The sequence below is a fragment of the Streptomyces sp. NPDC001980 genome, assembly GCF_040296885.1.
Lineage (GTDB): Bacteria > Actinomycetota > Actinomycetes > Streptomycetales > Streptomycetaceae > Streptomyces.
In genome coordinates, this window is the sequence record NZ_JBEOYD010000005.1 from 56,564 (window position 1) to 83,335 (window position 26,772).

30 protein-coding genes are annotated in these 26,772 nt (G+C 72.5%); 21 read left to right on the forward strand and 9 right to left on the reverse strand.

Going from position 1 to position 26,772, the window contains the following annotated elements; genetic code table 11:
* Nucleotides 1-6: 6 nt before the first annotated feature.
* Together ABT137_RS09170 and ABT137_RS09175 are read right to left on the reverse strand one after the other, a co-directional pair.
* Nucleotides 7-1,059, reverse strand: coding sequence for a hypothetical protein (locus tag ABT137_RS09170; RefSeq protein WP_351704886.1), 1,053 nt, complete (start codon nucleotides 1,057-1,059; stop codon nucleotides 7-9).
* 188 nt (nucleotides 1,060-1,247) lie between these two features.
* Nucleotides 1,248-2,825 (reverse strand): oxidoreductase, encoded by a 1,578-nt coding sequence (locus tag ABT137_RS09175; protein WP_351704889.1) that lies wholly within the window; start codon nucleotides 2,823-2,825, stop codon nucleotides 1,248-1,250.
* Between the two features lie 247 nt (nucleotides 2,826-3,072).
* On the opposite strand from ABT137_RS09175, the gene hisD reads away from it, so the two are divergent.
* The 10 genes from hisD (at nucleotide 3,073) to ABT137_RS09225 (ending at nucleotide 10,753) form a co-directional block, all read left to right on the forward strand.
* On the forward strand, nucleotides 3,073-4,398 hold the full coding sequence (gene hisD, locus ABT137_RS09180) for a histidinol dehydrogenase (RefSeq protein WP_351704892.1): 1,326 nt from the start codon (nucleotides 3,073-3,075) through the stop codon (nucleotides 4,396-4,398).
* The gene (locus ABT137_RS09185; protein WP_351704895.1) at nucleotides 4,395-5,504 is read left to right on the forward strand and encodes a histidinol-phosphate transaminase; all 1,110 of its coding nucleotides are present in this window, start codon (nucleotides 4,395-4,397) and stop codon (nucleotides 5,502-5,504) included. Before hisD ends, ABT137_RS09185 begins: the two co-directional genes overlap by 4 nt.
* On the forward strand, nucleotides 5,501-6,094 hold the full coding sequence (gene hisB / locus ABT137_RS09190; protein ID WP_028422551.1) for an imidazoleglycerol-phosphate dehydratase HisB: 594 nt from the start codon (nucleotides 5,501-5,503) through the stop codon (nucleotides 6,092-6,094). Before ABT137_RS09185 ends, hisB begins: the two co-directional genes overlap by 4 nt.
* A 3-nt stretch (nucleotides 6,095-6,097) precedes the next feature.
* Nucleotides 6,098-6,262: a CG2302 family histidine operon protein gene (locus ABT137_RS09195; RefSeq protein ID WP_351704898.1), complete on the forward strand. Its 165-nt coding sequence runs from the start codon at nucleotides 6,098-6,100 to the stop codon at nucleotides 6,260-6,262.
* Nucleotides 6,259-6,900 carry an imidazole glycerol phosphate synthase subunit HisH gene (hisH, locus tag ABT137_RS09200; protein ID WP_351704901.1) on the forward strand — a complete coding sequence of 214 codons (642 nt, stop codon included), beginning with the start codon at nucleotides 6,259-6,261 and terminating at the stop codon, nucleotides 6,898-6,900. Before ABT137_RS09195 ends, hisH begins: the two co-directional genes overlap by 4 nt.
* Nucleotides 6,897-7,622 (forward strand): bifunctional 1-(5-phosphoribosyl)-5-((5-phosphoribosylamino)methylideneamino)imidazole-4-carboxamide isomerase/phosphoribosylanthranilate isomerase PriA, encoded by a 726-nt coding sequence (gene priA, locus ABT137_RS09205; RefSeq protein ID WP_351704904.1) that lies wholly within the window; start codon nucleotides 6,897-6,899, stop codon nucleotides 7,620-7,622. The genes hisH and priA overlap by 4 nt, the downstream gene beginning before the upstream one ends.
* Entirely contained in the window at nucleotides 7,619-8,023 is a 405-nt protein-coding gene (locus tag ABT137_RS09210) for a Rid family hydrolase (protein WP_351704907.1), read from the forward strand. Before priA ends, ABT137_RS09210 begins: the two co-directional genes overlap by 4 nt.
* The gene (gene hisF, locus ABT137_RS09215) at nucleotides 8,020-8,775 is read left to right on the forward strand and encodes an imidazole glycerol phosphate synthase subunit HisF (RefSeq protein WP_351704910.1); all 756 of its coding nucleotides are present in this window, start codon (nucleotides 8,020-8,022) and stop codon (nucleotides 8,773-8,775) included. The genes ABT137_RS09210 and hisF overlap by 4 nt, the downstream gene beginning before the upstream one ends.
* A gap of 124 nt (nucleotides 8,776-8,899) precedes the next feature.
* The gene (locus ABT137_RS09220; RefSeq protein WP_351704913.1) at nucleotides 8,900-9,490 is read left to right on the forward strand and encodes an ArsR/SmtB family transcription factor; all 591 of its coding nucleotides are present in this window, start codon (nucleotides 8,900-8,902) and stop codon (nucleotides 9,488-9,490) included.
* Between the two features lie 15 nt (nucleotides 9,491-9,505).
* Nucleotides 9,506-10,753, forward strand: coding sequence for an MFS transporter (locus ABT137_RS09225; protein ID WP_351704916.1), 1,248 nt, complete (start codon nucleotides 9,506-9,508; stop codon nucleotides 10,751-10,753).
* A 6-nt stretch (nucleotides 10,754-10,759) separates the two neighbouring features.
* Here the strand turns inward: ABT137_RS09225 and ABT137_RS09230 are convergent, their stop codons facing one another.
* Nucleotides 10,760-11,158 carry a VOC family protein gene (locus ABT137_RS09230; RefSeq protein ID WP_351704919.1) on the reverse strand — a complete coding sequence of 133 codons (399 nt, stop codon included), beginning with the start codon at nucleotides 11,156-11,158 and terminating at the stop codon, nucleotides 10,760-10,762.
* 9 nt (nucleotides 11,159-11,167) lie between these two features.
* Nucleotides 11,168-11,803: a TIGR03085 family metal-binding protein gene (locus tag ABT137_RS09235; protein ID WP_351704922.1), complete on the reverse strand. Its 636-nt coding sequence runs from the start codon at nucleotides 11,801-11,803 to the stop codon at nucleotides 11,168-11,170.
* Between the two features lie 73 nt (nucleotides 11,804-11,876).
* Between ABT137_RS09235 and hisI the strand changes: the two genes are divergently transcribed.
* The 11 genes from hisI (at nucleotide 11,877) to lgt (ending at nucleotide 20,941) form a co-directional block, all read left to right on the forward strand.
* Nucleotides 11,877-12,317, forward strand: coding sequence for a phosphoribosyl-AMP cyclohydrolase (hisI, locus tag ABT137_RS09240; RefSeq protein WP_351705790.1), 441 nt, complete (start codon nucleotides 11,877-11,879; stop codon nucleotides 12,315-12,317).
* 11 nt (nucleotides 12,318-12,328) lie between these two features.
* Complete coding sequence (locus ABT137_RS09245) at nucleotides 12,329-13,807, forward strand: anthranilate synthase component I (protein ID WP_351704925.1); 1,479 nt, start codon at nucleotides 12,329-12,331, stop codon at nucleotides 13,805-13,807.
* Nucleotides 13,808-13,858: 51 nt separating this feature from the next.
* Nucleotides 13,859-14,503, forward strand: coding sequence for a TIGR02234 family membrane protein (locus ABT137_RS09250; RefSeq protein ID WP_351704928.1), 645 nt, complete (start codon nucleotides 13,859-13,861; stop codon nucleotides 14,501-14,503).
* A gap of 249 nt (nucleotides 14,504-14,752) precedes the next feature.
* Nucleotides 14,753-15,022, forward strand: a complete 270-nt coding sequence (locus ABT137_RS09255; protein ID WP_351704931.1) for an HGxxPAAW family protein — start codon at nucleotides 14,753-14,755, stop codon at nucleotides 15,020-15,022.
* A gap of 76 nt (nucleotides 15,023-15,098) precedes the next feature.
* Nucleotides 15,099-15,548: a DUF2752 domain-containing protein gene (locus ABT137_RS09260; protein WP_351704934.1), complete on the forward strand. Its 450-nt coding sequence runs from the start codon at nucleotides 15,099-15,101 to the stop codon at nucleotides 15,546-15,548.
* Nucleotides 15,549-15,695: 147 nt separating this feature from the next.
* Nucleotides 15,696-16,505 carry an indole-3-glycerol phosphate synthase TrpC gene (gene trpC, locus ABT137_RS09265; protein ID WP_351704937.1) on the forward strand — a complete coding sequence of 270 codons (810 nt, stop codon included), beginning with the start codon at nucleotides 15,696-15,698 and terminating at the stop codon, nucleotides 16,503-16,505.
* 21 nt (nucleotides 16,506-16,526) lie between these two features.
* Nucleotides 16,527-16,763 carry a tryptophan biosynthesis modulator TrpM gene (trpM, locus tag ABT137_RS51010; RefSeq protein WP_502984494.1) on the forward strand — a complete coding sequence of 79 codons (237 nt, stop codon included), beginning with the start codon at nucleotides 16,527-16,529 and terminating at the stop codon, nucleotides 16,761-16,763.
* 70 nt (nucleotides 16,764-16,833) lie between these two features.
* Entirely contained in the window at nucleotides 16,834-18,123 is a 1,290-nt protein-coding gene (gene trpB, locus ABT137_RS09270) for a tryptophan synthase subunit beta (RefSeq protein WP_351704940.1), read from the forward strand.
* Nucleotides 18,120-18,938 (forward strand): tryptophan synthase subunit alpha, encoded by an 819-nt coding sequence (trpA, locus tag ABT137_RS09275; RefSeq protein WP_351704943.1) that lies wholly within the window; start codon nucleotides 18,120-18,122, stop codon nucleotides 18,936-18,938. The genes trpB and trpA overlap by 4 nt, the downstream gene beginning before the upstream one ends.
* A 117-nt stretch (nucleotides 18,939-19,055) precedes the next feature.
* Nucleotides 19,056-19,832 (forward strand): DsbA family protein, encoded by a 777-nt coding sequence (locus ABT137_RS09280; RefSeq protein WP_351704946.1) that lies wholly within the window; start codon nucleotides 19,056-19,058, stop codon nucleotides 19,830-19,832.
* Nucleotides 19,833-19,924: 92 nt separating this feature from the next.
* On the forward strand, nucleotides 19,925-20,941 hold the full coding sequence (gene lgt, locus ABT137_RS09285) for a prolipoprotein diacylglyceryl transferase (protein WP_351704949.1): 1,017 nt from the start codon (nucleotides 19,925-19,927) through the stop codon (nucleotides 20,939-20,941).
* A gap of 99 nt (nucleotides 20,942-21,040) precedes the next feature.
* Here the strand turns inward: lgt and ABT137_RS09290 are convergent, their stop codons facing one another.
* From ABT137_RS09290 to ABT137_RS09310, 5 genes are read right to left on the reverse strand one after another with little or no spacing between them, the layout of a single operon-like run.
* The gene (locus ABT137_RS09290) at nucleotides 21,041-21,862 is read right to left on the reverse strand and encodes an HpcH/HpaI aldolase/citrate lyase family protein (protein ID WP_351704952.1); all 822 of its coding nucleotides are present in this window, start codon (nucleotides 21,860-21,862) and stop codon (nucleotides 21,041-21,043) included.
* On the reverse strand, nucleotides 21,859-23,127 hold the full coding sequence (locus ABT137_RS09295) for a CaiB/BaiF CoA transferase family protein (protein WP_351704955.1): 1,269 nt from the start codon (nucleotides 23,125-23,127) through the stop codon (nucleotides 21,859-21,861). Before ABT137_RS09295 ends, ABT137_RS09290 begins: the two co-directional genes overlap by 4 nt.
* A 10-nt stretch (nucleotides 23,128-23,137) precedes the next feature.
* Nucleotides 23,138-24,031, reverse strand: a complete 894-nt coding sequence (gene rbsK / locus ABT137_RS09300; RefSeq protein ID WP_351704958.1) for a ribokinase — start codon at nucleotides 24,029-24,031, stop codon at nucleotides 23,138-23,140.
* Nucleotides 24,028-25,605, reverse strand: a complete 1,578-nt coding sequence (locus tag ABT137_RS09305) for an ADP-ribosylglycohydrolase family protein (RefSeq protein ID WP_351704961.1) — start codon at nucleotides 25,603-25,605, stop codon at nucleotides 24,028-24,030. The genes rbsK and ABT137_RS09305 overlap by 4 nt, the downstream gene beginning before the upstream one ends.
* On the reverse strand, nucleotides 25,593-26,768 hold the full coding sequence (locus tag ABT137_RS09310) for an ADP-ribosylglycohydrolase family protein (RefSeq protein ID WP_351704964.1): 1,176 nt from the start codon (nucleotides 26,766-26,768) through the stop codon (nucleotides 25,593-25,595). The genes ABT137_RS09305 and ABT137_RS09310 overlap by 13 nt, the downstream gene beginning before the upstream one ends.
* Between the last annotated feature and the right edge of the window lie 4 nt (nucleotides 26,769-26,772).

Genomic DNA, 26,772 nt, shown 5'->3' on the forward strand with positions numbered 1-26,772 from the left:
CACAGCCTAGTGGTCATCGGCGGGAACATGTCCGCCGTGCTCGGCCCGTGGGCGCCCCGCGGCCCTCGGCGAGGGGATCGTCACGGCCTCGGGGAGCGGTTCCGTACCGGCCAGCAGGTGGGTGCGCAGGCGTACGAAATGGCCCAGCGGGTCCTCGGAGAGCCGGCCCCAGGGGAAGGACGTGACGTACGGGCCGATCAGATGCAGCTGGGCGCGGGCGGCCTCCCAGCGTTCCAGGCGGACCAGCAGGTACATCAGCTTGTTGCGGATCTCGGCCGGCCAGGTGTCGGCCGCCGGGAACCGCGCGGAGAGCGCGATCGCCCGGTCGGCCGCCGCGTCCAGGCGGGCCCGCGGCACCTCGGGGCCGCAGCCGTCGGTGAGGTAGGCGAAGGCGGCGCGGGCGGGGAGGGCCTGTACGAGGGAGTCGGCCGGAGCGTCCTGTGCCGCCAGGTCGGCGAAGTCGAAGCACTCGCCGTGCGAGCCGTGCCAGTACGTGCCCAGATAGCGCAGCGCCGCCACATGGCAGCCGTAGTGGTGCGGGGCGCGGCGGACCGCCGCCTCCCACAGCTCCTCGAAGTACTTGTGGCCGGCGTTCGTCCCGCGGGCGTGGTCGAGCGCGATCCGCCACGGCACCGGGTCGCGGTCGTCGCCGCGCGCCGCCGCGGTGATCAGCGGGCTGAGCGGGCGCAGGAGTTCCGCGCGGGCGGGGGAGTCCCAGGCGTGCACCACCGCGAGCTGGGCCTGGACCAGCAGCAGGTCCGGGTCGTGCGGGACGGCCGCGGCCCACTGGCCGAGCCACTCGGCGCGGGAGCGGGCGAAGAGCGCGAGCCGGTGCACGTACCGGTCGCGTTCCTCCCACTCGGCCGAGTCCCGGGTGCCGGCCAGCAGCGTCGCGGCCGCCGCGTACTCGCCCCGGCCGGCCGCGACCAGCGCGGGCGCGAGCCGTTCGTCGGGCGCGTCGAGGAATACCTCGTCGTCACCCGGGAGCGGTCCGGCGGCGAGAGGCGGAGCGTTCGTGGCCCTCCGTGCGGAACGGAAGAGCGCGCGCAGCGAAGCCATGGCGTTGACCATTGAAAGTCCGCAGGTCGGGGCAGCGCCAGACGGTATGGCCAACTCCATGAAAGTTGTATGGTCGACGGTCAAGGGCGAGTAAAAGGTGACTGTTGCTCACCTGTTCGGTACCTGTCAGCGAGACCCCCTCGGCTGCCTCCGCGGCCCCAGTCGTCACCCTCGCCGCAGCAGCCTCGTCACCCCCGCCTCAGCAGCCTCGTCGCCCCCGCCGCCACGGTCGTCGCCAGGATCCAGCCCAGCAGGATCATCGCCGCCGCCGCCCACTGCCAGCCGCCGGTGAGCCGCCACTGGCCGACCTGGCCCAGATCGATCACCGGCAGCAGCAGGTCCAGGACGAACAGCGCCGGATCCCAGGCCGGGTGGCCGCCCGAGTTCATCGGCGGATGCGGGGCGTGCGCGAACGCGAGCGTGCCCGCCGCCCACAGCACCGCCATCCACACCGCCGCGCGGCCCGGCCGGTAGCCGTAGGCCACCGTCAGGTCCTGCGCGTACCCCCAGAGCTTGGCGGCCGGCGGCAGCGTCTCGCGGCGCCGCCGCTGCTTGGCGAGCAGCACCTCGCGGGCGTCCTCGTCCTCGCCGGCGGCCCGCAGCACGGTCGCCAGCCGCTCGTACGGCTCCGGGTTGTACTCGGCGGTCGCCGCCGCCACCCAGCCCAGGCGCCGGGTCAGCGGGAACGGGCCCTGCGGCACCAGGTTCTCGTAGCCGAAGCCGCCCATGTGCAGCCGTCCAGGACCCGGCCAGCTGGTCGCCCGGTCCACCAGGTTGACGACCCGGGCGCCGGACAGCACCACCCGCCCGCGCTGCGGCTCCTCCCCGAGGAACCGCAGCTCCGGCGCCTGCACCCGGCGCAGCGACAGCTCCTGGTCGTCCGTGAAGGTCAGCCGCGCCCGCTCCAGGTCCACCGCGTCCCCGAACCGCCCGTCGTCCAGCCGGACCCCGCCCTGGCACTCGAACCGCTGGATCCGCGTCCCGCGCGCCGGGGTCGTCCCGCTCTGCCAGGGGCCGCCCACCCCGGCCGGGGTCAGGTACAGGGTCCGGCCGACGGTCAGCTGCGGCGCGTTCAGCGCGAACCGTCCGTCGGGGTTGCGCAGCCGCGCCCCGCGCAGGCTCAGCGAGACGCCCACCTTGGCGCTGCGCAGGCTCAGCTCCCCGTGCGTCTCCAGGAGCTCCGCCTGCAGGTCCTGGCCGACGGTCATGCCGTCCGCCGCGATCGACCGCCCGCTGCGGTCCCGGTACACCACCGCCTGGTTCAGCAGCAGATCGGTGCCGATGTGCGCGTCGGTCAGCCGGACCCCGCCGAGGAAGCGGCAGCGCGGCAGGTGCAGGTCACCCTCCGTGTGCACCCGGGCGGCCTCAAGGCGCGGCGCCGCACAGTCGATCAGCCGCACGGTCGTGAAATGCGCCTCCGGCAGCAGGATCTCGTCGTCGAACCGGCAGCCGCGCAACTCCATGTACGGCGTGACCGTGCCGCCCGCCAGGTCCAGGGCGCCGGTGATCCGCACGCCGGCCAGCTTCAGCGAGGCCACCCGGCCGTCGAGCGCCGGCGGGCCGTCGAGCAGCAGCCAGCAGACGATCCGGGCCCGCACGGTCCGCTCGGGCCCCCACGGGTGGCCGCCGTGCGGATCGTCCACGTGCATGTCGCCGCTGCTCAGGTCGTACACGCTGCCGTTGCGGAACGCCTGCCACATACCGGCCTCGGCCGCGGTCAGATCGTCCGGCAGATCCCCGTCCCGGACGCCGTCCCCCTCGGTCACGGCTTTTCCTTCTTCCTCAACTACTCGCGGGTCATGTTCGGTACAACCGGTGATGCCCGGTGCGTGAGATCTCGAACACAGTTAGTGAAGGTGATCTTCCGGGTTCCGGCCAGGCTATGTACCGGCCGTCGGCCCGCGCCGTGTATCAGCCACGGACCGGCGGCCGGTGCAGCCGTCGGGTCACGTTCTGTATCAGCCATTGATACGCGCGGACGGGCCGTGAGTGCCGTCTGAGAGAATTGATTCCGTGATCTCCCGAATCGATCTGCGCGGCGACGCCCTCCCCGAGGGACCCGCCCTGCGCGACCTGCTGCCCCGAGCCGACTTCGACGTCTCGGCCGCCCTGGAGAAGGTGCGTCCGATCTGCGAGGCCGTGCATCATCGGGGCGACGCGGCGCTGATCGACTTCGCCGAGAAGTTCGACGGGGTCACGCTGGAGCAGGTCCGGGTCCCGGCCGAGGCCCTGGCCAAGGCGCTGGACGAGCTCGACCCGGCCGTGCGCGCGGCCCTGGAGGAGTCCATCCGGCGCGCCCGCCTCGTCCACCGCGAGCAGCGTCGTACGGCCCACACGACGCAGGTCGTGCCGGGCGGGTCCGTCACCGAGAAGTGGGTGCCGGTGGAGCGCGTCGGGCTCTACGCGCCCGGCGGTCGGTCGGTCTACCCGTCCTCCGTGATCATGAACGCGGTGCCCGCGCAGGAGGCCGGCGTCGAGTCCATCGCGCTCGCCTCGCCGCCGCAGGCCGAGTTCGGCGGCCTGCCGCACCCGACCATCCTCGCCGCCTGCGCCCTGCTCGGCGTCGACGAGGTGTACGCGGCCGGCGGCGCCACCGCCGTCGCGATGTTCGCGTACGGCACCGAGTCCTGCCCGCCCGCGAACATGGTCACCGGCCCCGGCAACATCTGGGTGGCCGCCGCCAAGCGGTACTTCACCGGCAGGATCGGCATCGACGCCGAAGCCGGTCCGACCGAGATCGCCGTGCTCGCGGACGCCACCGCCGACCCGGTGCACGTCGCCGCCGACCTGATCAGCCAGGCCGAGCACGACCCGCTGGCCGCCGCCGTCCTGGTCACCGACTCGGTCGAGCTCGCCGACGCGGTCGAGAAGGAGCTGGCGCCGCAGGTCGCGGCCACCAAGCACGTCGACGACCGGATCGTCCCCGCCCTCAAGGGCCGGCAGTCCGCGATCGTCCTGGTCGACGGAGTGGACGAAGGCCTCAGGGTCGTCGACGCGTACGGCGCCGAGCACCTGGAGATCCAGACGGCCGACGCCGCCGCCGTGGCCGACCGGGTGCGGAACGCGGGCGCGGTCTTCATCGGGCCCTGGGCGCCGGTCTCCCTCGGCGACTACGCCGCCGGCTCCAACCACGTGCTGCCCACCGGCGGCTGCGCCTGCCACTCCTCCGGGCTCTCCGTCCAGTCCTTCCTGCGCGGCATCCACATCGTCGACTACACGCGGGACGCGCTGGCCGAGGTCGCGCACCACGTGGTCACGCTGGCGGAGGCGGAGGACCTGCCCGCGCACGGCGCGGCGATCAAGGCGAGGTTCGGATGGAAGGTACCGACGGGCAAGTGAGCTTCGGCATCGACGATCTCCCCGTACGGGACGAGCTGCGCGGCAAGTCCCCCTACGGCGCGCCCCAGTTGGACGTCCCCGTACGGCTGAACACGAACGAGAACCCCTACCCGCTGCCCGAACCGCTGGTCGAGCGGATCACGGAGCGGGTGCGCGAGGCCGCCCGGGACCTGAACCGCTACCCCGACCGGGACGCGGTCCAGCTCCGCACCGAGCTGGCCAAGTACCTGACGAAGACCGGCAACCACCCGCTCACCATCGAGAACGTGTGGGCGGCCAACGGCTCCAACGAGGTCATCCAGCAGCTGCTGCAGACCTTCGGCGGACCGGGCCGTACGGCGATCGGCTTCGAGCCGTCGTACTCGATGCACTCGCTCATCTCGCGCGGCACCGGCACCCGCTGGATCTCCGGCTCCCGCAACGAGGACTTCACCCTCGACGTGGCGGCGGCCGTGGCGGCCATCGCCGAGCACCGGCCGGACGTCGTCTTCATCACCACCCCCAACAACCCCACCGGCAACGCGGTGCCGGCCGAGACGGTCCTCGCGCTCTACGAGGCCGCCCAGGCCGCCAAGCCCTCGATGGTGGTGGTCGACGAGGCCTACATCGAGTTCAGCCACGGCGCCTCGCTGCTGCCGCTGCTCGAAGGTCGGCCGAATCTCGTCGTCTCCCGGACCATGTCGAAGGCCTTCGGCGCGGCCGGCCTGCGCCTCGGCTACCTCGCCGCCCACCCCGCGGTGGTGGACGCCGTCCAGCTCGTACGGCTGCCGTACCACCTGTCGGCGATCACCCAGGCGACCGCGCTGGCCGCCCTGGAGCACACCGACACGCTGCTGAAGTACGTCGAGCAGCTGAAGGCCGAGCGGGACCGGCTGGTCGCCGAACTGCGGGCGGCGGGCCTCGAAGTCACCGAGTCCGACGCCAACTTCGTGCAGTTCGGGCGGTTCGCGGACCCGCACGCGGTGTGGCAGAAGATCCTCGACCGGGGAGTCCTCGTCCGGGACAACGGCGTGCCCGGCTTCCTGCGGGTGTCCGCCGGAACCCCCGAAGAGAACGACGCGTTCCTCGACGCGGTACGTGAAGTCAAGAAGGAGCTGGACGCATGACCCGCGTAGGGCGCGTGGAGCGCACCACCAAGGAGACCTCGGTCCTCGTCGAGATCGACCTCGACGGCACCGGCAAGACCGACATCGCCACCGGCGTCGGCTTCTACGACCACATGCTCGACCAGCTCGGCAGGCACGGTCTGTTCGACCTCACCGTGAAGACCGACGGCGACCTGCACATCGACTCGCACCACACCATCGAGGACACCGCCCTCGCCCTCGGCGCCGCCTTCAAGCAGGCCCTCGGCGACAAGGTCGGCATCTACCGCTTCGGCAACTGCACGGTCCCGCTGGACGAGTCCCTCGCCCAGGTCACGGTCGACCTGTCCGGCCGTCCGTACCTCGTGCACACCGAGCCGGAGAACATGGCGCCGATGATCGGCGAGTACGACACCACCATGACCCGGCACATCCTGGAGTCCTTCGTCGCCCAGGCGCAGGTCGCCCTGCACGTGCACGTACCGTACGGGCGTAACGCGCACCACATCGTGGAGTGCCAGTTCAAGGCGCTGGCGAGGGCGCTGCGCTACGCCTCCGAGCGCGACCCGCGCGCGGCCGGCATCCTCCCCTCGACGAAGGGCGCGCTGTAAGCGATGAACAGCCTCTCGACCATACTGATCGTCGTCGGCCTCTTCCTGGTCGGCGGAATCATCTCCTTCGTCAAGCAGAAGATGCCCACCAGCCTGATCGTGCTGCTCTCGATCAGCGCCGCACTGTGCCTGGTGGCGGGCGTCATGAGGCTGGAGGTGTGGAATTGACCGCTCCCAAGCGTGTGGTGGTCTTCGACTACGGCTTCGGGAACGTCCGGTCCGCCGAGCGCGCCCTCGCCCGCGCCGGGGCCGACGTCGAGATCACCCGTGACTTCGACAAGGCCATGAACGCGGACGGCCTGCTGGTGCCCGGCGTCGGCGCCTTCGCCGCCTGCATGGAGGGCCTGCGCGGGGCGCGCGGGGACTGGATCATCGACCGCCGGCTGTCCGGCGGGCGGCCGGTGATGGGGATCTGCGTCGGCATGCAGATCCTGTTCGCGCGCGGCATCGAGCACGGCGTGGAGACCGAGGGCCTCGACGAGTGGCCCGGCTCGGTCGAGCCGCTCCAGGCCGAGATCGTGCCCCACATGGGCTGGAACACCGTGGACTCGCCGGCCGGCTCCGAACTGTTCGCCGGCCTGGACGCCGACGCGCGCTTCTACTTCGTGCACTCCTACGCCGTCCACGGCTGGTCGCTGGAGACGCACAACGCGGCGCTGCGGGCCCCGCTGGTGACCTGGTCGACGCACGGCAAGCCGTTCGTGGCCGCCGTGGAGAACGGCGCCCTGTGGGCCACCCAGTTCCACCCCGAGAAGTCCGGCGACGCCGGCGCCCAGCTCCTCACCAACTGGATCGGAACACTGTGAGCAAGCTCGAACTCCTTCCCGCCGTCGACGTCCGCGACGGCCAGGCCGTCCGCCTCGTGCACGGCGAGTCCGGGACCGAGACCTCCTACGGCTCCCCGCTGGAGGCCGCGCTCGCCTGGCAGCGGTCGGGCGCCGAGTGGCTGCACCTGGTCGACCTGGACGCGGCGTTCGGCACCGGCGACAACCGCGCGCTGGTCGCCGAGGTCACCGGGGCGATGGACATCAAGGTCGAGCTGTCCGGCGGCATCCGCGACGACGCCACCCTCGCCGCGGCCCTCGCCACCGGCTGCACGCGCGTGAACCTCGGCACGGCCGCCCTGGAGACCCCGGAGTGGGTCGCCAAGGTCATCGCCGAGCACGGCGACCGGATCGCGGTCGGCCTGGACGTACGCGGTACGACCCTCAGGGGCCGCGGCTGGACCCGCGACGGCGGCGACCTCTACGAGACGCTCGCCCGCCTCGACAAGGAGGGTTGCGCCCGCTACGTCGTCACCGACATCGCCAAGGACGGCACCCTCCAGGGCCCGAACCTGGAACTGCTGCGCAACGTGTGCGCCGCGACCGACCGGCCGGTCGTGGCCTCCGGCGGCGTGTCGTCGCTGGACGACCTCCGCGCGCTGGCCGACCTGGTACCCCTCGGTGTCGAGGGTGCCATCGTCGGAAAGGCCCTGTACGCCAAGGCGTTCACCTTGGAAGAAGCACTGGAGGCAGTGTCACGATGACGTCCGATGCCGTACGGCGCGTGCAGAGCGGAAGTCCCTGGGAGGAGAGCTTCGGTTTCGCCCGCGCCGTCGCGGCGGGCGACCGCGTGGTGGTGGGCGGTACGACGTCCTTCAAGGGCACCGTGCTGTACGGGGAGGGCGACCCGTACGAGCAGGCCAGGGTGGCCTTCGCCGCAGCCCTGGAGGCGATCGCCGAGTTCGGGCTCGGACCGGAGTCGGTGATCCTCACCCGCCTGTTCCTCGCGCACGCACGCGACATGGACGCGGTGGGACGCGCCCACAAAGAAGTCTTCGACTCGGTGCGCCCGGTGACCACGTTCGTCGTGGTGACCGGCTTCGTCGACCCGCGCATCCTGGTCGAGGCAGAGCTAGAGGCATACAGAGGAGCCGTGGATTCATGACCCTGGCGGTCCGAGTCATCCCCTGCCTGGACGTGGACAACGGCCGGGTCGTCAAGGGCGTCAACTTCCAGAACCTGCGCGACGCGGGCGACCCGGTCGAGATGGCCAAGGTGTACGACGCGGAGGGCGCCGACGAGCTGACCTTCCTGGACATCACCGCGTCCTCCGGCAACCGGGAGACCACCTACGACGTGGTCCGCCGCACCGCCGAGCAGGTCTTCATCCCCCTGACGGTCGGCGGCGGCGTCCGTACGGCGGAGGACGTCGACAAGCTCCTGCGCGCCGGCGCCGACAAGGTGGGCGTCAACACGGCGGCCATCGCCCGCCCGGACCTGATCCGCGAGATCGCGGAACGCTTCGGCCGCCAGGTCCTGGTCCTGTCGGTCGACGCCCGCCGCACCGAGTCGGGATCCTTCGAGGTCACCACCCACGGCGGCCGCCGCGGCACCGGCATCGACGCCGTCGAGTGGGCACACCGGGCCGCCGAGCTGGGCGCGGGCGAGATCCTGCTCAACTCGATGGACGCGGACGGCACCAAGGACGGCTACGACCTGGAGATGATCACCGCCGTCCGCAAGCACGTCACGGTCCCGGTCATCGCCTCCGGCGGCGCCGGTGCCCTCGCCCACTTCCCCCCGGCCGTCACGGCGGGCGCGGACGCGGTCCTCGCCGCCTCCGTCTTCCACTTCGGCGACCTGCGGATCGGCCAGGTGAAGCAGACGCTTCGGGAGGCGGGACACCCCGTGCGGTGACGCCGCACCGAGCTTCGGCCCCGGCGCCCCGGTGGGCGGCCGGGGCCTTTTCACGAACAGGTACGAAAGAGAAGTTGCGCAAAATATATTGCGCAACTTTCCTTTCGTATCTACGGTCGGCGGCATGACGGACAGGGAGCGGGACCGCCCGATCACCGACGTGGGCACCCTCAAGGCGCTGGCCCACCCGCTGCGCATGAAGCTCTACCGAGGCCTGTGCGTGGCCGGCAGGGCGACGGCCTCGCAGCTCGCCGAGCAGGTGGACGAGGCCGTCTCGCTGGTCAGCTACCACCTGCGCAAGCTCGCCGAGCACGGCCTCATCGAAGCGGCCGAGCCGCAGAGCGCGGACGGCCGGGAACGCTGGTGGCAGCCCGCGTCCGACGGCATCGCCATCCGGGACCGCGACTTCCGGGACGCACCCGAGAAGGCGGCCGCCCACCTCGCCGCCACCCGGCTCTTCCACGATCAGCGGACCGACCTGTACCGCCGCTACCTCGACGAGCGCGCCACCTGGAGCACCGAGTGGAACGCCGCCGCCCCCGACAGCGAGTCCCTGCTCCGCCTGACCGCGGCCGAACTGGACGAACTCCGCGAGGAACTGGTCGCCCTGGCCAGGAAGTACGACGAGAAGGGCCGGTCCGCCGAGGCGAACGGCGACACCGAAGGGCGCGAGCACGTCGCGCTGCACGTGTACGGCTTCCCGTTCCGCCCCTGAGAAGGGCCCACCTTCGTGACCGCGCCCCTCACAGCCCCCGCCACCGCCGCGCCGCCGCGCCCCGCCCACCGCGACGCCAACGTCCTGCGCTGGCTCGGCGCCTACACCTCCTCCATGGTCGGCGACAGCGTCTACTACATCGCCCTGTCCTGGGCCGCCGTGCAGGGCGGCTCGCCCGCGCAGGCCGGGGCGGTGATGTCCGTCAGCGCGCTGCCCAGAGCCGTGCTGATGCTGTTCGGCGGGGTGATAGCCGACCGGTTCGGCCCCCGCCGGGTCGTCATCGGCTCCGACGCGGTCCGCTGCGCGGCCGCCCTCGCCGTGGCCGCGCTGCTCTTCCTGACCAGCCCCGGCCTGTGGCCGCTCGCGGCCCTCGCCCTGGTCTTCGGCACCGTCGACGCCGTGTTCATGCCCGCCGTGGGCGCCCTCCCCGCGCGCGTGACCAGCCGCGACCAGCTCGCGCGCGTGCAGGGCATGCGCGGTGTCGCCCTACGCGTCGCGAGCATCCTCGGCGCCCCGCTCGGCGGCCTCGGCGTGGCCGTCGGCGGCGCCGCGGCCGCCTTCGGCCTCGCCGGGCTGCTCATCGCCGTCTCGGTACCCCTGCTGACGACCCTGCGGGTGCGGGAACTCCCGGCCGACGACCGGGTCGCCGCCCCCACCCCCTGGCAGGACCTGCGGGCCGGACTCGCCCACATCCGCCGCCACCGCGTCCTGGCCCCGCTGATGCTGGCCATCGCCCTCGGCGACCTGGGTTTCGTCAGCCCCCTCAACGTCGGGCTGACCCTGCTCGCCGACCGGCGCGGCTGGGGTGCGGCCGGGGTGGGCTGGGTGCTCGCGGGGTTCGGCGTCGGCGCCGGGGCCGCCTCACTGCTGCTGACGGTGCGGGGTCGGCTGCCGCGCGCGGGACTGGTCGCCGGCCTCTCGATCCTCGCCGGCTCGGTCGCGATCGGCGCCCTCGCCTTCGTACCGGGCCTCGTCGGCGCGGTCGGCGTCGCCCTGCTGATCGGCCTGCTCGCCGGGCTCAGCGGCGCCATGTGCGGGGCACTGCTGCAGACCCAGGCCGACCCCGCCCACCTGGGCCGGGTCACCTCCGTCTCCAGCCTGATCAGCCTCGGTCTCACCCCGCTGAGCATGCCGTTCACGGCCGCCGCGATCGGCGCCTTCGGGCTCGGCCCGGTCTACGTCGTCAGCGCCGCCGTCTGCGGACTCGGCGGGGTCGTCGCGCTGGCCGTGCCCGGGCTGCGCCGGGCCGAACTGCCCCGCTGAGGGCGGTCAGCCCTTCGGCTGGGTCAGCTGGATCAGGTTGCCGACCGTGTCGTCCAGGACGGCGGCGAGCACCGGACCCTGGTCCCGCGGTTCGTGGGGGAAGCGGACGCCCAGGGTGCGCAGGCGGTCGTACTCGGAACGGATGTCGTCCACGGAGAAGACGATGGCCGGCAGCCCCGCCTCGTAGACGGCCTTGCGGTACGGGTCGGCGAGGGGGCCCTGGCCGGGCTCCAGCAGGAGCTGGAGGTCCGGCTGGCCGCCCTGCGGAGCGCCGACCGTGACGAACAGGGTGCCGTCGCCCAGGTCCAGGCGGGTACGGGTCTCGAAGCCGAGGACGCCCGTGTAGAAGGCGTGCGCCTTCGGCACGTCGTCCACGTAGACGCTCGTCATCGCGACCCTGATCACCGGGGCTCCTCAGATACCCAGCTTCTTGAACTCGTGCAGCTTGGCGATCGCGTTCTCGTCGCCGGTCACCTCGACCTTCGCCGTGCTCTGCCGGCCGAACGCGAACATCAGCAGCTCGGAGGGCTCGCCCGTCACCGTCACCACGGGGGCGCCGCGATGGGCGACCGCCGTCTGGCCGTCCGGGCGGCGCAGCACCAGGCCCGTCGGCAGACCCCGGCCGAGCAGCCGGGCGGTGCGCTCCAGGCGGGTCCACAGGGCTTCCTGGAAGACCGGGTCCAGCTCCCGCGCCGACCAGTCCGGCTGGGCCCGCCGGACGTCCTCGGTGTGCACGTAGAACTCGACGGTGTTGGCCGCCTCGTCCACCTGCTTGAGCTGGAACGGCGAGAACCGCGGCGGACCGGTCCGGATCAGCTGGATCAGCTCCTCGTACGGCTTCGCCGCGAACTCGGCCGTCACCTTCTCGAGGCGCGGCGCCAGCTGCTTGATCATCGTGCCCCCGGCCGCGTCCGGCCGGCGTTCGCGCACCACCACGTGCGCGGCCAGATCACGGGTCAGCCAGCCCTCGCAGAGGGTCGGTGCCTCGGGACCGGCGGTCTCCAAGAGGTCGGCGAGCAGGAGCCGTTCACGCTTGGCGAAGGTCGACATACCGCCAGCCTACGACCACACGCACCGTCCGGACAGTGGACACGGACCGTGACTGTCGGTGCCGCGCGGCACAATGGCACCCATGACCAGTACGACCGGTACGACGGGTACGCCCCCGTCCAGTGGCCTCGCCCCGGAGATCGCCGCCCGCCTCAAGCGCAGCGCCGACGGACTCCTCCCCGCCATCGCCCAGCAGTACGACACCGGCGAGGTGCTGATGCTCGGCTGGATGGACGACGAGGCGCTGCACCGGACCCTCACCACCGGCCGCTGCACCTACTGGTCGCGCAGCCGCCGGGAGTACTGGGTCAAGGGCGACACCTCCGGCCACTTCCAGTGGGTGAAGTCGGTCGCCCTCGACTGCGACGCCGACACCGTGCTGGTCAAGGTGGACCAGGTCGGCGCCGCCTGCCACACCGGCGACCGCACCTGCTTCGACGCCGACGTGCTCCTCAAGGACGCCGAGCACGGCCACGAAGCCACCGATTCCGGCGTACCCGCCTCCGATCAGTAAGGTCTGCCGCCATGGACCTCGAGACCTTCCGCAAGCTCGCGGCCGACCGGCGCGTCATCCCGGTCACCCGCAAGCTCCTCGCCGACGGCGACACCCCGGTCGCGCTCTACCGCAAGCTCGCCGCCGAGCGCCCCGGCACCTTCCTGCTGGAGTCCGCCGAGAACGGCCGCTCCTGGTCCCGGTACTCCTTCGTGGGCGTCCGCTCCGCCGCCGCCCTCACCGCCCGCGACGGCCAGGCCCACTGGCTCGGCACCCCGCCCGTCGGCGTGCCCGTCGACGGCGACCCGCTGGCCGCCCTGCGCGCCACCATCGAGGCCCTGCACACCCCGCACGACCAGGAGCTGCCCCCCTTCACCGGCGGTATGGTCGGGTACCTCGGCTACGACATCGTGCGCCGCCTGGAGAAGATCGGCCCGGGGGAGCGCGACGACCTCAAGCTCCCCGAGCTGACCATGCTCCTCACCAGCGACCTCGCCGTCATGGACCACTGGGAGGGCTCGGTCCTGCTGATCGCCAACGCGATCAACCACAACGACCTCGACACGGGCGTCGACGAGGCCCACGCCGACGCCGTGTCCCGCCTGGACGCGATGGAGGCGGACCTCTCCCGCCCGGTCGCCCAGCCGCCCGCCGTCCTGCCGCCCTCCGAACTCCCCGAGTACACCGCCCTGTGGGGCGGCCCCGACTTCCAGGTCGCCGTCGAGGACATCAAGGAGCGCATCCGCGCGGGCGAGGCCTTCCAGGTCGTCCCCTCCCAGCGCTTCGAGACCCCGTGCACGGCCAGTGCGCTGGACGTGTACCGGGTCCTCAGGGCCACCAACCCGTCCCCGTACATGTACCTCTTCCGGTTCGACGGCTTCGACGTCGTCGGCTCCTCCCCGGAGGCACTGGTCAAGGTCGAGGACGGGCAGGCCATGGTGCACCCCATCGCCGGCACCCGGCCGCGCGGCGCCACTCCGCAGGAGGACCAGGCCCTCGCCGACGAGCTGATGGCCGACCCCAAGGAGCGTGCCGAGCACCTGATGCTCGTCGACCTCGGGCGCAACGACCTGGGGCGGGTCTGCGAGCCCGGCTCCGTCGAGGTCGTCGACTTCATGTCCGTCGAGCGGTACTCGCACGTCATGCACATCGTCTCGACGGTCACCGGAAGGGTCGCCGCGGGCCACACCGCCTTCGACGTCCTCACCGCCTGCTTCCCGGCCGGCACCCTCTCCGGCGCCCCCAAGCCCCGGGCGATGCAGATCATCGACGAACTGGAGCCGTCGAGGCGGGGGCTGTACGGCGGCTGCGTCGGCTACCTCGACTTCGCCGGCGACTCCGACACCGCCATCGCCATCCGCACCGCCCTGCTCCGCGACGGCACGGCGTACGTCCAGGCGGGCGCCGGCATCGTCGCCGACTCCGACCCGGTCGCCGAGGACCAGGAGTGCCGCAACAAGGCGGCGGCCGTCCTGCGGGCGGTGCACACGGCCAACAGACTGGGCAAGTAGGGCGCTTATCACCCGACCCCGGGTGACCGTTCGCGCGCGGTTCAGGCGATAGTGGAGTACGTGACTGCTGTTCCTCACCCCACGTCCGAAGCCGGTGAACCCGCCCGGTCCGGCCGCCGCAGCCTCGCCGTCGCGCTGCTCTTCGGCGCGCTCGGCGCGGCCGTGGCCCTGCTGTCCACCCGGCAGCGCTGGGCGGAGGGCACCGCGACGGTGGCCGGCGGCGACTTCCCCCTGACCGCGAGGGGCAGCGACGTCACGGGCGTCCCCGCGGCCCTCGCCATAGTGGGCCTCGCCGCGCTCGTCGCCGTCTTCGCCGTCCGCAAGGCCGGCCGCTTCCTGGTCTCCGGCCTCCTCGCGCTCTCCGGCGCCGGCATCGTCGCCGCGGCCCTGCTCGGCGCGTCCGACGGCTCCGCGCTCGACGAGAAGGCCGCCGAGGCCAGCGGCGACACGTCCGCCACGGTCGCCGCACTCAGCCACACCGGCTGGCCGTACGTCGCCGCGGCCGGCGGCGCGCTCATCCTGGTCGCCGGGCTGCTGGCGCTGCGCTACGGGCGGCTGTGGCCCGCCATGTCCGGGCGCTACGAGCGCGGCACGGGGGCGGAGCGGCCGCGGCGGGCGCCCAAGCCGGTCGATCCCGACCGGCCGGAGGACATCTGGAAGGCGCTCGATCGGGGTGAGGATCCCACGGGCGCGTGACGCCTTGTTTTCGGGGGCGCCGAGTGGGTCGTTCGTCGTCCGCGGCGCCGTCGTGGCTGGTCGCGCAGTTCCTCCCCCAGCCTTCGGCGGGGCGCTGAGAGTTCGGGGCGTCGAAATTCGATGTGGCGAATCAGACGCCACCCCAGCTCCTGGCACACCTGTGGGTACGGGACAATGGAGGGCGAGCGTCCGGAAGGACACGTACGAGCTCGGGCCCGTACGACACGTACCAGCAACGAGGAGCAAGTCATGGCGGGCAGCAGCCACGGTCACACCCCGGCCGCCTGGACCGGCGTCACCATCGCCTTCATCGGTTTCTGCGTCGCGGGCGCCTTCATGGTGATGGCACAGCCGGTGGGTTTCTGGGCCGGCATGGCGATCGTGCTCCTCGGCGGCGTGGTCGGCATGATCATGCGCTCCATGGGCCTTGGCCAGCCGAAGCAGAACGGTGCCCTCGCGTACACCACCACGGCCGCCGCCCCGTCCGCCCCCCGCGAGCCGGCCGCCGTCGAGAGCTGAGCCGCAGCACTTTCCGAGGGGCGCCCCGGGACACCGGGGCGCCCCTCGTGCGCGTGCGCCGACCGTACGGGGCACAATGCGAGGCGTGAACGCCGACAGCCACAGCGCAGCCGCCCCACCGGTGATGCCCTCCCTCCGGGGCCGGCTGGCCGTGCCCGTCACCGTGCTGGGCGCCGTCGTCGGAGCCTTCGCCTACGTCGGCACCGTCGACCCCAACCAGCCCGGCCACTACCCGGTCTGCCCGCTCTACCGGTTCACCGGCCTGTACTGCCCCGGCTGCGGCGGCCTGCGCAGCGCGCACGCGTTCGTGCACGGCGACTTCCTGGCCGCACTGCGGGACAACGCGGCTGGCGTCCTCGCCTATCTGGCCTTCGCCGCGGTGTGGACCGTCTGGGTGGTGCGCGCGGCGCGCGGCCGGCCCGCCCGGATCGAGCTCAGGCCGGTGCAGGCGTGGAGCCTGGGCGTGTTGCTGCTGGTCTTCACCGTTGTCCGGAACCTGCCCTTCGGTGGCTGGTTGCATCCTTGATCAACTGGTGGATGTCCAGGTACTGGGACCGGCGTCAACCGGATGTGAGGCCTACCCCGTCCTCCGGATACCATCGCAGTGACCATGAGTTTTCGGCCCATGGGTTTTTGACCGCCTGGAAGAACCGTCCGGAAGGGGGCCGCTCGCGTGAGTGTGCTCGACGAGATCATCGACGGAGTCCGTGCCGACCTCGCGGAACGGCAGGCGCGCGTCAGCCTCGACGAGCTCAAGGAGCGCGCGGCGAAGGCGCCGGCCGCCAAGGACGGCGTGGCCGCGCTGCGCGGTGAGGGCGTCAAGGTCATCTGTGAGGTGAAGCGCTCCAGCCCGTCCAAGGGCGCGCTGGCCGCGATCGCCGACCCGGCAGGGCTCGCCGCGGACTACGAGGCGGGCGGCGCGGCCGTCATCTCGGTCCTGACCGAGCAGCGCCGTTTCGGCGGCTCGCTGGCCGACCTGGAGGCGGTCCGGGCCCGGGTGGACATCCCGGTGCTGCGCAAGGACTTCATCGTCACGTCGTACCAGCTGTGGGAGGCCCGCGCGTACGGCGCCGACCTCGCGCTGCTGATCGTCGCCGCCCTCGACCAGCCGGCCCTGGAGTCGCTGATCGAGCGCGCCGAGTCCATCGGCCTCACCCCGCTCGTCGAGGTCCACGACGAGGACGAGGTCGAGCGCGCGGTGGACGCGGGCGCCAAGGTGATCGGCGTCAACGCGCGCAACCTGAAGACCCTGGAGGTCGACCGCTCCACCTTCGAGCGGGTCGCCCCGGAGATCCCCGCCCACGTCGTCAAGGTCGCCGAGTCCGGCGTCCGCGGCCCGCACGACCTGATCGCGTACGCCAACGCGGGCGCCGACGCGGTCCTGGTCGGCGAATCCCTGGTCACGGGCCGCGACCCCAAGTCGGCGGTGGCCGACCTGGTGGCTGCGGGCGAACACCCGGCTCTGCGGCACGGCCGCGGCTGATCACCCGGTAGGCTGATCCCGATGACTCTCACGGTGACGGCAGCAGTGGACCGGTACGCCCGCCTGGCGCGCGGCTGCCGTCCTCGCGGCTGCCGGGCCCCGGCGAGGCGGATCCACGGCCGCAGGGTCCGTTATGTCATCGGTGACGAGCCCGGGCAGGTCAACGGACGTCGATGGCAGCGCGCCCCTCAGGGGCGCGGGGCTCCGTTCGATTTGCAGCTGCCGCCGCATGAGCGCGACCGGCCACACACGGCCTGAGGTCGTACGACGGACTCCGCCCCCACGGCGAATAGTGTCTTTTCACACGCACTCACCGTGAGGTTCTGGCATGCCCAGCGATTTCTTCTTCCCTGACCCCACCGGTCAGGTGCCCTCGCCCGAGGGCTACTTCGGTGCCTTCGGCGGCAAGTTCATCCCGGAGGCCCTCGTCGCCGCCGTGGACGAGGTCGCCGTCGAGTACGACAAGGCCAAGCACGACCCCGAGTTCGCCCGCGAGCTCGACGACCTCCTGGTCAACTACACCGGCCGCCCCAGCTCGCTCACCGAGGTCCCCCGCTTCGCGGAACACGCCGGCGGCGCCCGGATCTTCCTCAAGCGCGAGGACCTCAACCACACCGGCTCGCACAAGATCAACAACGTGCTCGGCCAGGCCCTGCTCACCAAGCGCATGGGCAAGACCCGCGTGATCGCGGAGACCGGCGCCGGCCAGCACGGCGTGGCGACGGCCACCGCCTGCGCGCTGTTCGGCCTCGACTGCACCATCTACATGGGCGAGATCGACACCCGGCGCCAGGCCCTGAACGTGGCCCGGATGCGCATGCTCGGCGCCGAGGTCATCTCCGTGAAGTCCGGCAGCCGCACCCTGAAGGACGCCATCAACGAGGCGTTCCGCGACTGGGTGGCCAACGTCGACCACACCCACTACCTCTTCGGCACGGTCGCAGGACCGCACCCCTTCCCGGCGATGGTCCGCGACTTCCACCGGGTCATCGGCGTCGAGGCCCGCCGCCAGCTCCTGGAGCGGGCCGGCCGCCTCCCCGACGCCGCGATCGCCTGCGTCGGCGGCGGCTCCAACGCCATCGGCCTCTTCCACGCCTTCATCCCCGACGCGGGCGTCCGCCTCATCGGCTGCGAGCCCGCGGGGCACGGCATCGAGACCGGCGAGCACGCGGCCACCCTCACCGCCGGCGAGCCCGGCATCCTGCACGGCTCCCGGTCCTACGTCCTCCAGGACGACGAGGGCCAGATCACCGAGCCGTACTCGATCTCGGCCGGTCTGGACTACCCCGGCATCGGCCCCGAACACTCCTACCTCAAGGACTCCGGCCGAGGCGAGTACCGCGCGGTCACCGACGACGCGGCCATGCAGGCCCTGCGCCTGCTCTCCCGCACCGAGGGCATCATCCCGGCCATCGAGAGCGCCCACGCCCTCGCCGGTGCCCTGGAGGTCGGCAGGGAACTCGGCAAGGACGGGCTGATCGTCGTCAACCTGTCCGGCCGCGGCGACAAGGACATGGACACCGCCGCGCGCTACTTCGGCCTGTACGACACCGACGCCGACGCCGAAGTCGCGGCCAACGCCGCCGACACCGCCGAGATCGAGGGGGACGCCAAGTGAGCGGGAACATTCAGCTGCTGTCCGACACCCTCGCGGGTGCCAAGGCCGAGGGCCGGTCCGCGCTCATCGCCTACCTCCCGGCCGGGTTCCCGACCGTGGACGGCGGCATCGAGGCGATCAAGGCCGCCCTGGACGGCGGCGCGGACGTCGTCGAGGTCGGGCTGCCGCACAGCGACCCGGTCCTGGACGGCCCGGTCATCCAGACCGCGGACGACATCGCCCTGCGCGGCGGCGTCAGGATCGCGGACGTCATGCGCACGGTCAGGGAGGCCCACGAGGCCACCGGCAAGCCGATCCTCGTCATGACGTACTGGAACCCCATCGACCGCTACGGCGTCGAGCGCTTCACCGCGGAGCTCGCCGAGGCCGGTGGCGCGGGCTGCATCCTGCCCGACCTGCCGGTGCAGGAGTCGGCCCTGTGGCGGGAGCACGCCGAGAAGCACGGCCTCGCGACGGTCTTCGTCGTGGCGCCGAGCAGCAAGGACGAGCGGCTCGCGAAGATCACGGCGGCGGGCAGCGGGTTCGTCTACGCGGCCTCGCTGATGGGCGTCACCGGCACGCGTGAATCGGTCGGGGCGCAGGCCCAGGACCTGGTCGGGCGCACCCGGGCCACCGGCACCGAGCTGCCCGTCTGCGTCGGCCTCGGCGTCTCCAACGCGGCCCAGGCCGCCGAGGTCGCCGGCTTCGCCGACGGCGTGATCGTCGGCTCGGCCTTCGTGAAGCGGATGCTGGACGCGCCGGACCGGGCGGCCGGTGTGGCGGCCGTCCGCGAACTCGCAGGGGACCTGGCGAAGGGCGTGCGCGGACAGGCGTAGACCCGCAGGCGTGGACCCACCGGGGTACCGCTGGACACAACGGAACATTCGGTCACTCGAACGGGTGGACCTGGGACCGGGGAGGCGCGGTGCGCCTCCCCGGTTCGTTCTGGGGGTGTGAGCGAGAAGAATCGTGACGGAAAGCGGATGGCCCGTGAACGGCTGGCGGCCGAGCGCGAGAAGCAGCGGGCCTCGGACAAGCGACGGCGCGCGCTGATCGTGGGCGCGAGCGTCGTCTGCGTCCTGGGCCTGGCGGCGGTGATCGGCGTGATCGCCGCGAACTCGGGCAAGGACAAGAGCAGCGCGAGTTCCGGCCCGGTCGTGGCGCCCTCCGGTGCGCAGGGCAAGGACAGCCTCGCGATCCCGGTCGGCAAGGACGGAGCCAAGGCGACGCTCACCGTCTGGGAGGACTTCCGCTGCCCGGCCTGCCAGGCCTTCGAGACGGCGTACCGCCCGACGCTCCACGAGCTGGTCGACGCCGGCCAGCTCAGGATCGAGTACCACCTGGTCACGCTGATCGACGGCAACCTCGGCGGCAGCGGCTCCCGGAACGCGGCCAACGCGGCGGCCTGCGCCCAGGACGCCGGGAAGTTCCGTGACTTCCACGACGTGCTGTACGAGAACCAGCCGAAGGAAACGGACGACGCGTTCGCGAGCAACGACAAGCTGATCGAGCTGGCCGGCAAGGTGCAGGGGCTGAACACGCCGGCGTTCCAGAAGTGCGTCAAGGACGGCACGCACAACTCCTGGGTCGTCAAGTCCAACCAGGCCTTCCAGGCCGCCAAGTTCGACGGGACGCCGACCGTCCTGCTCGACGGCAAGAACATCTACCAGGACCAGACCATGACCCCGGCCAAGCTGAAGCAGCTGGTCGAGGATGCGAACAAGCAGTAAGGGGGAGTAAGCGATTCTCACGCCCCCGTTATGGAGCCGTAGCCGGGCTGGTTGCCGTCGGCCCGGTCCGGCACGGTAGCGTCGACCCTGCCATGGAAGAACTTGCCTACATTCCCAGCCCGTCGCGCGGAGTGATCCACCTCGGACCCATCCCGCTGCGCGGCTACGCGTTCTGCATCATCATCGGTGTCTTCGTAGCCGTCTGGCTCGGCAACAAGCGCTGGATCGCCCGGGGCGGGCGGGCCGGCACCGTGGCCGACATCGCGGTCTGGGCCGTACCGTTCGGCCTGGTCGGCGGGCGTCTCTACCACGTGATCACGGACTACGAGCTGTACTTCAGCGCGGGCCGTGACTGGGTCGACGCGTTCAAGGTCTGGCAGGGCGGCCTCGGCATCTGGGGCGCGATCGCGCTCGGTGCGGTGGGCGCCTGGATCGGCTGCCGGCGCCGGGGCATCCCGCTGCCGGCCTACGCCGACGCCATCGCCCCCGGCATCGCCTTCGCCCAGGCGATCGGCCGCTGGGGCAACTGGTTCAACCAGGAGCTCTACGGCCGCGAGACCCACCTCCCGTGGGCCCTGCACATCACCTCCTCCGAGGGCGGCCGCGTTCCCGGCTACTACCACCCGACCTTCCTCTACGAGTCGCTGTGGTGCATCGGCGTCGGCTTCCTGGTCATCTGGGCCGACCGCCGCTTCAAGCTCGGGCACGGACGGGCCTTCGCCCTGTACGTCGCGGCGTACTGCGTGGGCCGCGGCTGGATCGAGTACATGCGCGTCGACGACGCCCACCACATCCTCGGCCTGCGCCTCAACGACTGGACCGCGCTGATCGTGTTCCTGCTCGCGGTGCTGTACATCGTGCTCTCCGCGAAGAAGCGGCCGGGCCGGGAGACGGTGGTCGAGCCGGGGGTCTCCGACGGTGAGGCCGACGGTGCGGGTGAGGCCGACGGTACCGGTGAGGCCGACGGTACCGGTGAGGCCGACGGTACCGGTGAGGCCGTTGAGGCGAAGGACGCCGAGGCCTCCGGCGACGAGGCCGAAGCCGAGGACGACGCCGAAGCCAGGGACGAGGTCAAGGACGAGGCCGGGTCGGGGACCAAGAAGAGCTGACCTGTTGGTCGTACGACGAAGAGGGCGCCCGGGATCGAACCGGGCGCCCTCTTCGTGTGCGGGCCGAGGGGCTGCGGCAGGTCCGGCGGATGGAAGGGATCAGCGGCGGTTCAGCAGGGACAGGGTTCTGCGGGCCGCTGCCACCACCGCCGCGTCGATGAAGCTGCCGTCGGGGAGGGCCTGGGCGCCCTGTTCCGTGGTGGCTGCCTTGATCACCGTTTCCGCCTGCTCCAGTTCGGCCTCGGTGGGGAGGTAGGCCCGTTCGATGATCGGGAGCTGCCGGGGGTGGATCGCTGCGCGGCCCAGGAAGCCCAGGGCGCGGCCGCGGGCGCAGGAGGCGGCGAGGCCGTTGAGGTCGCGGGTGTCGGGGTGGACGGACTGGGGCGGTGGGGCGAGGCCCGCCGCCCGCGCGGCGACCACGATCCGGGAACGCGACCAGTCGAGGCCGATGTCGTCCCGTACACCCAGGTCGGCCCGTAGGTCCGCCTCGCCCAGGGAGATGCCCCGCAGGGCGGGATGGGCGGCGGCGATGGCGTAGGCGTGTTCGATGCCGAGGGCCGATTCCAGGAGGGCGTAGAGGGGGAGGGCGGTGGTCCGGGCCGCGAGGCGGCGGATGTCTTCCGGGCTCGTGACCTTCGGGAGGCGGAGCCCGGCGAGGCCGGGGAGGGAGAGCAGGGCCTCGATGTCGGTCTGGGCCCAGGGGGTGTCCAGGGCGTTGATCCGGACGTGGACCGGGACCGGCTGGGGGCGGGCGAGGAGCTCGGCGGTGGCGGCGCGGGCGTGGTCCTTGCGGTCGGGGGCGACCGCGTCCTCCAGGTCGATCACCACCACGTCGGTCCCGGAGGCCAGCGCCTTGGCGACGACGTGCGGCCGGTCGCCGGGGACGTACAGCCAGGTCAGGGGGAACGACACCGTGGTCATACGGCGCCCTCCTCGCGCAGGGCCCGGACCTGGGCCGGGGTCAGGCCCAGCTCGGCCAGGACCTCCTCCGTGTCGGCGCCGTGCGGGCGGCCGGTCCAGCGGATCGCGCCGGGGGTGGCCGAGAGCCGGAAGAGGACGTTCTGCATGCGCAGCGGGCCCAGGTCGGGGTCGGGGACGGTCGTGATCGTGTTCAGCGCCTGGTACTGGGGGTCCGCCATGACGTCCCGTACGTCCTGGATCGGCGCCACCGCCGCCTCCGCCTTCTCGAACTCGGCCAGCACCTCGGCACGGGAGCGGGTGGCGACCCAGCCGCCGACGGCCGCGTCGAGGACGTCGGCGTGCGCGGCCCGGCCGGCACCGGACGCGAACCACGGCTCGTCGATCAGCTCCGGGCGCCCGACCAGGCACATCACGCGTTCGGCGATCGACTGGGCCGAGGTGGAGACGGCGACCCAGCTTCCGTCCGCCGTGCGGTAGGTGTTGCGCGGGGCGTTGTTGGCGGACCGGTTGCCGGTGCGTGCCTGGACGTAGCCGAGCTGGTCGTACCAGGTGGGCTGGGGGCCGAGGACGGCCAGGATCGGCTCGATGATCGCCATGTCGACGACCTGGCCCTCGCCGGTGCGGTCCCGGGCCGCGAGCGCGGTCATCACGGCGTACGCGGTGGCCAGCGCCGCGATGGAGTCGGCGAGCCCGAACGGGGGCAGCGTCGGCGGGGCGTCCGGTTCGCCGGTGATCGCCGCGAAGCCGCTCATCGCCTCGGCGAGGGTGCCGAAGCCGGGGCGGCGGGCATAGGGGCCGAACTGGCCGAAGGCGGTGACCCGGGCCAGGACCAGGCGCGGGTTGGCGGCGGAGAGCTCCTCCCAGCCGAGGTCCCACTTCTCCAGGGTGCCGGGGCGGAAGTTCTCGATGATCACGTCGGCGGTGGCGGCCAGCCGGAGGAGCGTGGCACGGCCGCCGGGCTTGGACAGGTCGAGGGTGAGGGTGCGCTTGTTGCGGCCGAGCAGCTTCCACCACAGTCCGACGCCCTGCTTGGCCGGGCCGTGGCCCCGGGAGGGGTCGGGCTTGGCGGGGTGCTCGACCTTGACGACCTCGGCACCGAAGTCACCGAGCAGGGTGGCGGCCAGGGGACCGGCGAAGAGGGTGGCCAGATCGAGGACGCGCAGACCGGTGAGGGGCGGGGGCGCGGGCGGGGGCGCGGACTGGGGGTGCGTCGCCGGGCTCGTGGGTGCGGTGGGTGTCGTGGGTGTCGTGGGTGTCGTACTCATGCGGTGTACCTCATGCGGTGTACTGGGTTTCGATCTCCGGGCGGTACGGCATCGACTCCGTCGCCCCTTCCCGCTGGACGGAGATCGCCGCCGCGGCTGCCGCCCAGGACAGGGCCTCGCGGATCGGTTTCTCCTCGGCCAGGGCCACCGCGAGGGCGCCGACGAAGGTGTCGCCCGCGCCGGTCGAGTCGACGGCGGTCACCCGGGGCGCGGGGACGACGAGGGGCGCGGCGTCGCGGGTGAGGTAGAGGCTGCCGGCCGCGCCCAGGGTGACGACGACCTGCGGTACCCGGTCGAGGAGTGCGGCCGCCGCGTCGCGCGGGTCACCGCGGTCGGTGAGGGTGGCCGCCTCCCGCTCGTTGGGCACCAGCAGGTCGATGTTGTGGAGGAGTTCGTACGGGAGCGGACGCGCGGGGGACGGGGTGAGGATGGTCCGGACGCCGTGCCGGCGGGCGGCCTGCGCACCGGCCACCACCGCCCCGAGGGGGATCTCCAGCTGGAGGAGGAGGGTGTCGGCGGAGGCGATGACGCCCTCGTCGCCGGGGGCGAGATGGTCGACGGTGCCGTTGGCGCCGGGGATCACGACGATCGCGTTGCCGCCCTCGTCGTCCACGACGATGTGCGCGGTGCCGGACGGGCCCTCGATCGTGCGCAGCGAGTCCGTGTCCACGCCGGAGTGTTCAAGGGTCTCGCGCAACCGGGCGCCGTAGACGTCGTGGCCGACCGCGCCGATCATCGAGACGGTGGCGCCGGCGCGGGCGGCGGCGATCGCCTGGTTGGCGCCCTTGCCGCCGGGGATCGTGCGGAACGCCCGGCCCGTCACGGTCTCGCCGAGCTGCGGGGTCCTCTCGGCGTACGCGACGAGGTCCATGTTCGTGCTGCCGAGTACGGCGATGTGGGTCATGAGCGGGTTGCCTCCAGGTGAGTGAGGTGGGCGAGGGTGTCGAAGCCGGTGCCGTCGAAGCCGGCGACGGAGGTGGCGAGGCGGTTCTTGAGCGGGGTCGTCCAGCGGTCGGGGAGCGCGTCGGGGTCCCCCGCGAGCAGCCCGGCGACGGAGCCGGCGGTCGCGCCGTTCGAGTCGGTGTCCCAGCCGCCGCTCACCGCGCGGCAGACGGAGCCGGTGAAGTCGCCGTCGGCGTGGGTGAGGGCGGCGGCGATCAGCGCGGTGTTGGGGATGGCGTGCACCCAGTGGTGGGTGGGGGAGTGGGTGGCGTGGAGTTCGTCGACGACGGTGTCGAAGTCGTCGCGTTCCTCGGCGAGCCGGATCGCGTGGTCGACGGCGCGGGCGAGGCGCGAGCGGGGTGGGATCACGGATCGGCCGGTGCGCAGACAGGCGTGGACGTCGTGGGTGCCGGTGGCGGCGGTGGCGATGACGGCCGCCGTGAACATCGCCGCGTAGACGCCGTTGGCCGTGTGGGTGAGGGTGGCGTCCCGGTGGGCCTGTTCCGCCGCGGCGGCGGGGTCGCCGGGGTTGGTCCAGCCGTGTGCGTCGGCGCGGATGAGGGCGCCGATCCACTCGCGGAAGGGGTTGCGGTGGCGGGCGGTGTGCGGGGGTTCGATGCCGGTGAGGAGATTGCGGTAGGCGACGCGTTCGGCGGTGAAGGTGCGGCCGGCGGGGAGCTCGTCGAGCCAGAGGGCGGCGACGTCGGCGGTGGTGAAGTTCCTGGTGTGGCATTGGAGCAGGAGGAGGTTGAGGAGGGGGTAGTTGAGGTCGTCGTCCTCGGGCATGCCGTCGATGTTCTCGGCGAGGGAGGTGGGGGCCGAGCGGCGGTTCCAGGGGTGCGCGGAGAGGAGTTCGGCGGGGACGCCGTGGGCCGTGAAGTAGTGGTTCAGCGGCCAGTTGCCGGTGGCGCGGGCGAGTTCGCGGATGGCGTGGAGGGGGAGCTTCTCGACGGGTTTGCCGAGGAGGCAGCCGACGGCTCGGCCCAGCCAGGCGGCGTGGTACGTGCGGGGGGTGGGGACGCTTACCGGCGCTGGCAGGGTGCCTCCCCCAGAGGGGGGACCCCCAGCGCCCACCCTCCCCCACTCTCGGCTTCGCTCGAGCGGGGGGACCCCCATCGCCCCAGCGGCACGACTGCCCGCGGCTGAGCTGGAAAGAAGCGGCGGCTGCAGCGCCCCGTCAGGGGCGCGGGGAACTGCGCGATCAGCCACATTGCACCCGCAGTCGCACGACGGCCTGCACTGCCCTCCTCGGTGGGCGTTCGGCCACTCCGGACACAGCGCCTTGATGTCGGCCAGATCCGTCGGCTCGTTCAACCTGCTCGGCAGGTCGGCGAGTTCGTCGAGCAGGTCCTCCGCCAGCTGGCGGAGGTAGCGGGACGCCCGGTCCGGCGACGCCCCGGACCGGCTCGGCGCGGGCGCGCCCCCCGCCGCCCGCCACCTCGCCTCGATCGCCGACGGCTCCCGCCCGTCCTGCCGTGCCTGGCGCAGCTCGTGGCCCAGCAGGTCCTCGGGCTGGACCCAGGTCAGTCGGAGCAACTCTGACCTCCGAGGCGGGCGAAGGACTCCTCGTGGGTGCGGTGGCGTTCGACGTCGCGGGCGAAGACCTCCCTGGCCACCCCGGTCAGGACCCGGGGCGGTTCCCAGAGGTCGAGGCGGCTGGCCTCGGCGACCCGCTTCGACCAGTCCTCCGGAACCGGCGAGCCGAGCGCCCCGGCGATCGCGCCCGCCATCGTCGCGATGGAGTCGCAGTCCCGGCCGTAGTTGACGGAACCGAGGACGGCGTGCCGGTAGTCGCCGTCTGCCACCAGCAACATGCCCAGGGCGACGGGGAGTTCCTCGATCGCGTGGAGGCGGGAGGGGCGGCGGGCGCCGAGGGAGGGGGACCGGTAGTCGGGGCCCACCGTGTCGTAGGGGGCGATCGCGTCGCGGAGGGGGGTGAGCGCCGACTCGAAGTCGGAGTGGTGTGCCGCCGTTTCACAGACGCGTTCGATCGCCTCGCGGGTGCCGTCCTTCGCCACGGACAGGCAGACGCCGACCACGGAGTCCGGTGTCGCGCCCGGTGCCGTCGCCGTCGCCACCGCCGCCGCGAAGACGCCCGCCGCCTCCCTGCCGTACGACGACTGGTGGGCGCCCGCGATGTCCAGGGCCTCGGCGTAGGCGGCCCGCGGGTTCGCCGCGTTGACCAGGCCGACCGGGGCCATGTACATCGCCGCACCGCAGTTGACGATGTTGCCGACGCCGGCCTCGCGGGGGTCGGCATGGCCGTAGTGGAGGCGGGTCGCGAGCCACTTCTCGGCGAGGAAGACGCGGTGCAGGGGGAGAGCCTCCGCCTCCAGTTCCGGGATCCAGCGGGGGTTGGTCATCAGGTCCGGGACCAGGTGGTCGGCGATCGCGTACGCGTCGAGGTGGTCGCGGACCCTGTCGTACACCCGTACCAGCGCATGGGTCATCAAGGTGTCGTCGGTGACGTGCCCGTCGCCCTTGTGGTACGGCGCGATGGGGCGGGCGGTGCGCCAGGCGTCGCCGTTCCAGGGGCCGACGATGCCGTGGACGCGGCCGCGGTGGCGTTCGAGGATCTGGTCGGGGGAGTAGCCCTCGACCGGACCGCCGAGGGCGTCGCCGACGGCGGCCCCGACCAGTGCTCCGGTGATCCGGTCGTCGAGCGAAGCTCCGGCGCTTTGTTCTCCTTTGGGCGTCATGCAC

Coding starts and splice junctions, on each gene's coding strand:
- ABT137_RS09220 (WP_351704913.1), top strand. CDS start 8,900: ATGACGGACAGGGAGCGGGACCGCCCGATCACCGACGTGGGCACCCTC.
- hisF (WP_351704910.1), top strand. CDS start 8,020: ATGACCCTGGCGGTCCGAGTCATCCCCTGCCTGGACGTGGACAACGGC.
- rbsK (WP_351704958.1), bottom strand. CDS start 24,031: ATGACCCACATCGCCGTACTCGGCAGCACGAACATGGACCTCGTCGCG.
- ABT137_RS09295 (WP_351704955.1), bottom strand. CDS start 23,127: ATGAGTACGACACCCACGACACCCACGACACCCACCGCACCCACGAGC.
- ABT137_RS09310 (WP_351704964.1), bottom strand. CDS start 26,768: ATGACGCCCAAAGGAGAACAAAGCGCCGGAGCTTCGCTCGACGACCGG.
- lgt (WP_351704949.1), top strand. CDS start 19,925: ATGGAAGAACTTGCCTACATTCCCAGCCCGTCGCGCGGAGTGATCCAC.
- hisI (WP_351705790.1), top strand. CDS start 11,877: ATGGCACCCATGACCAGTACGACCGGTACGACGGGTACGCCCCCGTCC.
- trpM (WP_502984494.1), top strand. CDS start 16,527: ATGACTCTCACGGTGACGGCAGCAGTGGACCGGTACGCCCGCCTGGCG.
- ABT137_RS09235 (WP_351704922.1), bottom strand. CDS start 11,803: ATGTCGACCTTCGCCAAGCGTGAACGGCTCCTGCTCGCCGACCTCTTG.
- ABT137_RS09290 (WP_351704952.1), bottom strand. CDS start 21,862: ATGACCACGGTGTCGTTCCCCCTGACCTGGCTGTACGTCCCCGGCGAC.
- hisB (WP_028422551.1), top strand. CDS start 5,501: ATGACCCGCGTAGGGCGCGTGGAGCGCACCACCAAGGAGACCTCGGTC.
- ABT137_RS09195 (WP_351704898.1), top strand. CDS start 6,098: ATGAACAGCCTCTCGACCATACTGATCGTCGTCGGCCTCTTCCTGGTC.
- ABT137_RS09170 (WP_351704886.1), bottom strand. CDS start 1,059: ATGGCTTCGCTGCGCGCGCTCTTCCGTTCCGCACGGAGGGCCACGAAC.
- trpB (WP_351704940.1), top strand. CDS start 16,834: ATGCCCAGCGATTTCTTCTTCCCTGACCCCACCGGTCAGGTGCCCTCG.
- ABT137_RS09260 (WP_351704934.1), top strand. CDS start 15,099: ATGCGAGGCGTGAACGCCGACAGCCACAGCGCAGCCGCCCCACCGGTG.
- ABT137_RS09210 (WP_351704907.1), top strand. CDS start 7,619: ATGACGTCCGATGCCGTACGGCGCGTGCAGAGCGGAAGTCCCTGGGAG.
- ABT137_RS09245 (WP_351704925.1), top strand. CDS start 12,329: ATGGACCTCGAGACCTTCCGCAAGCTCGCGGCCGACCGGCGCGTCATC.
- ABT137_RS09255 (WP_351704931.1), top strand. CDS start 14,753: ATGGCGGGCAGCAGCCACGGTCACACCCCGGCCGCCTGGACCGGCGTC.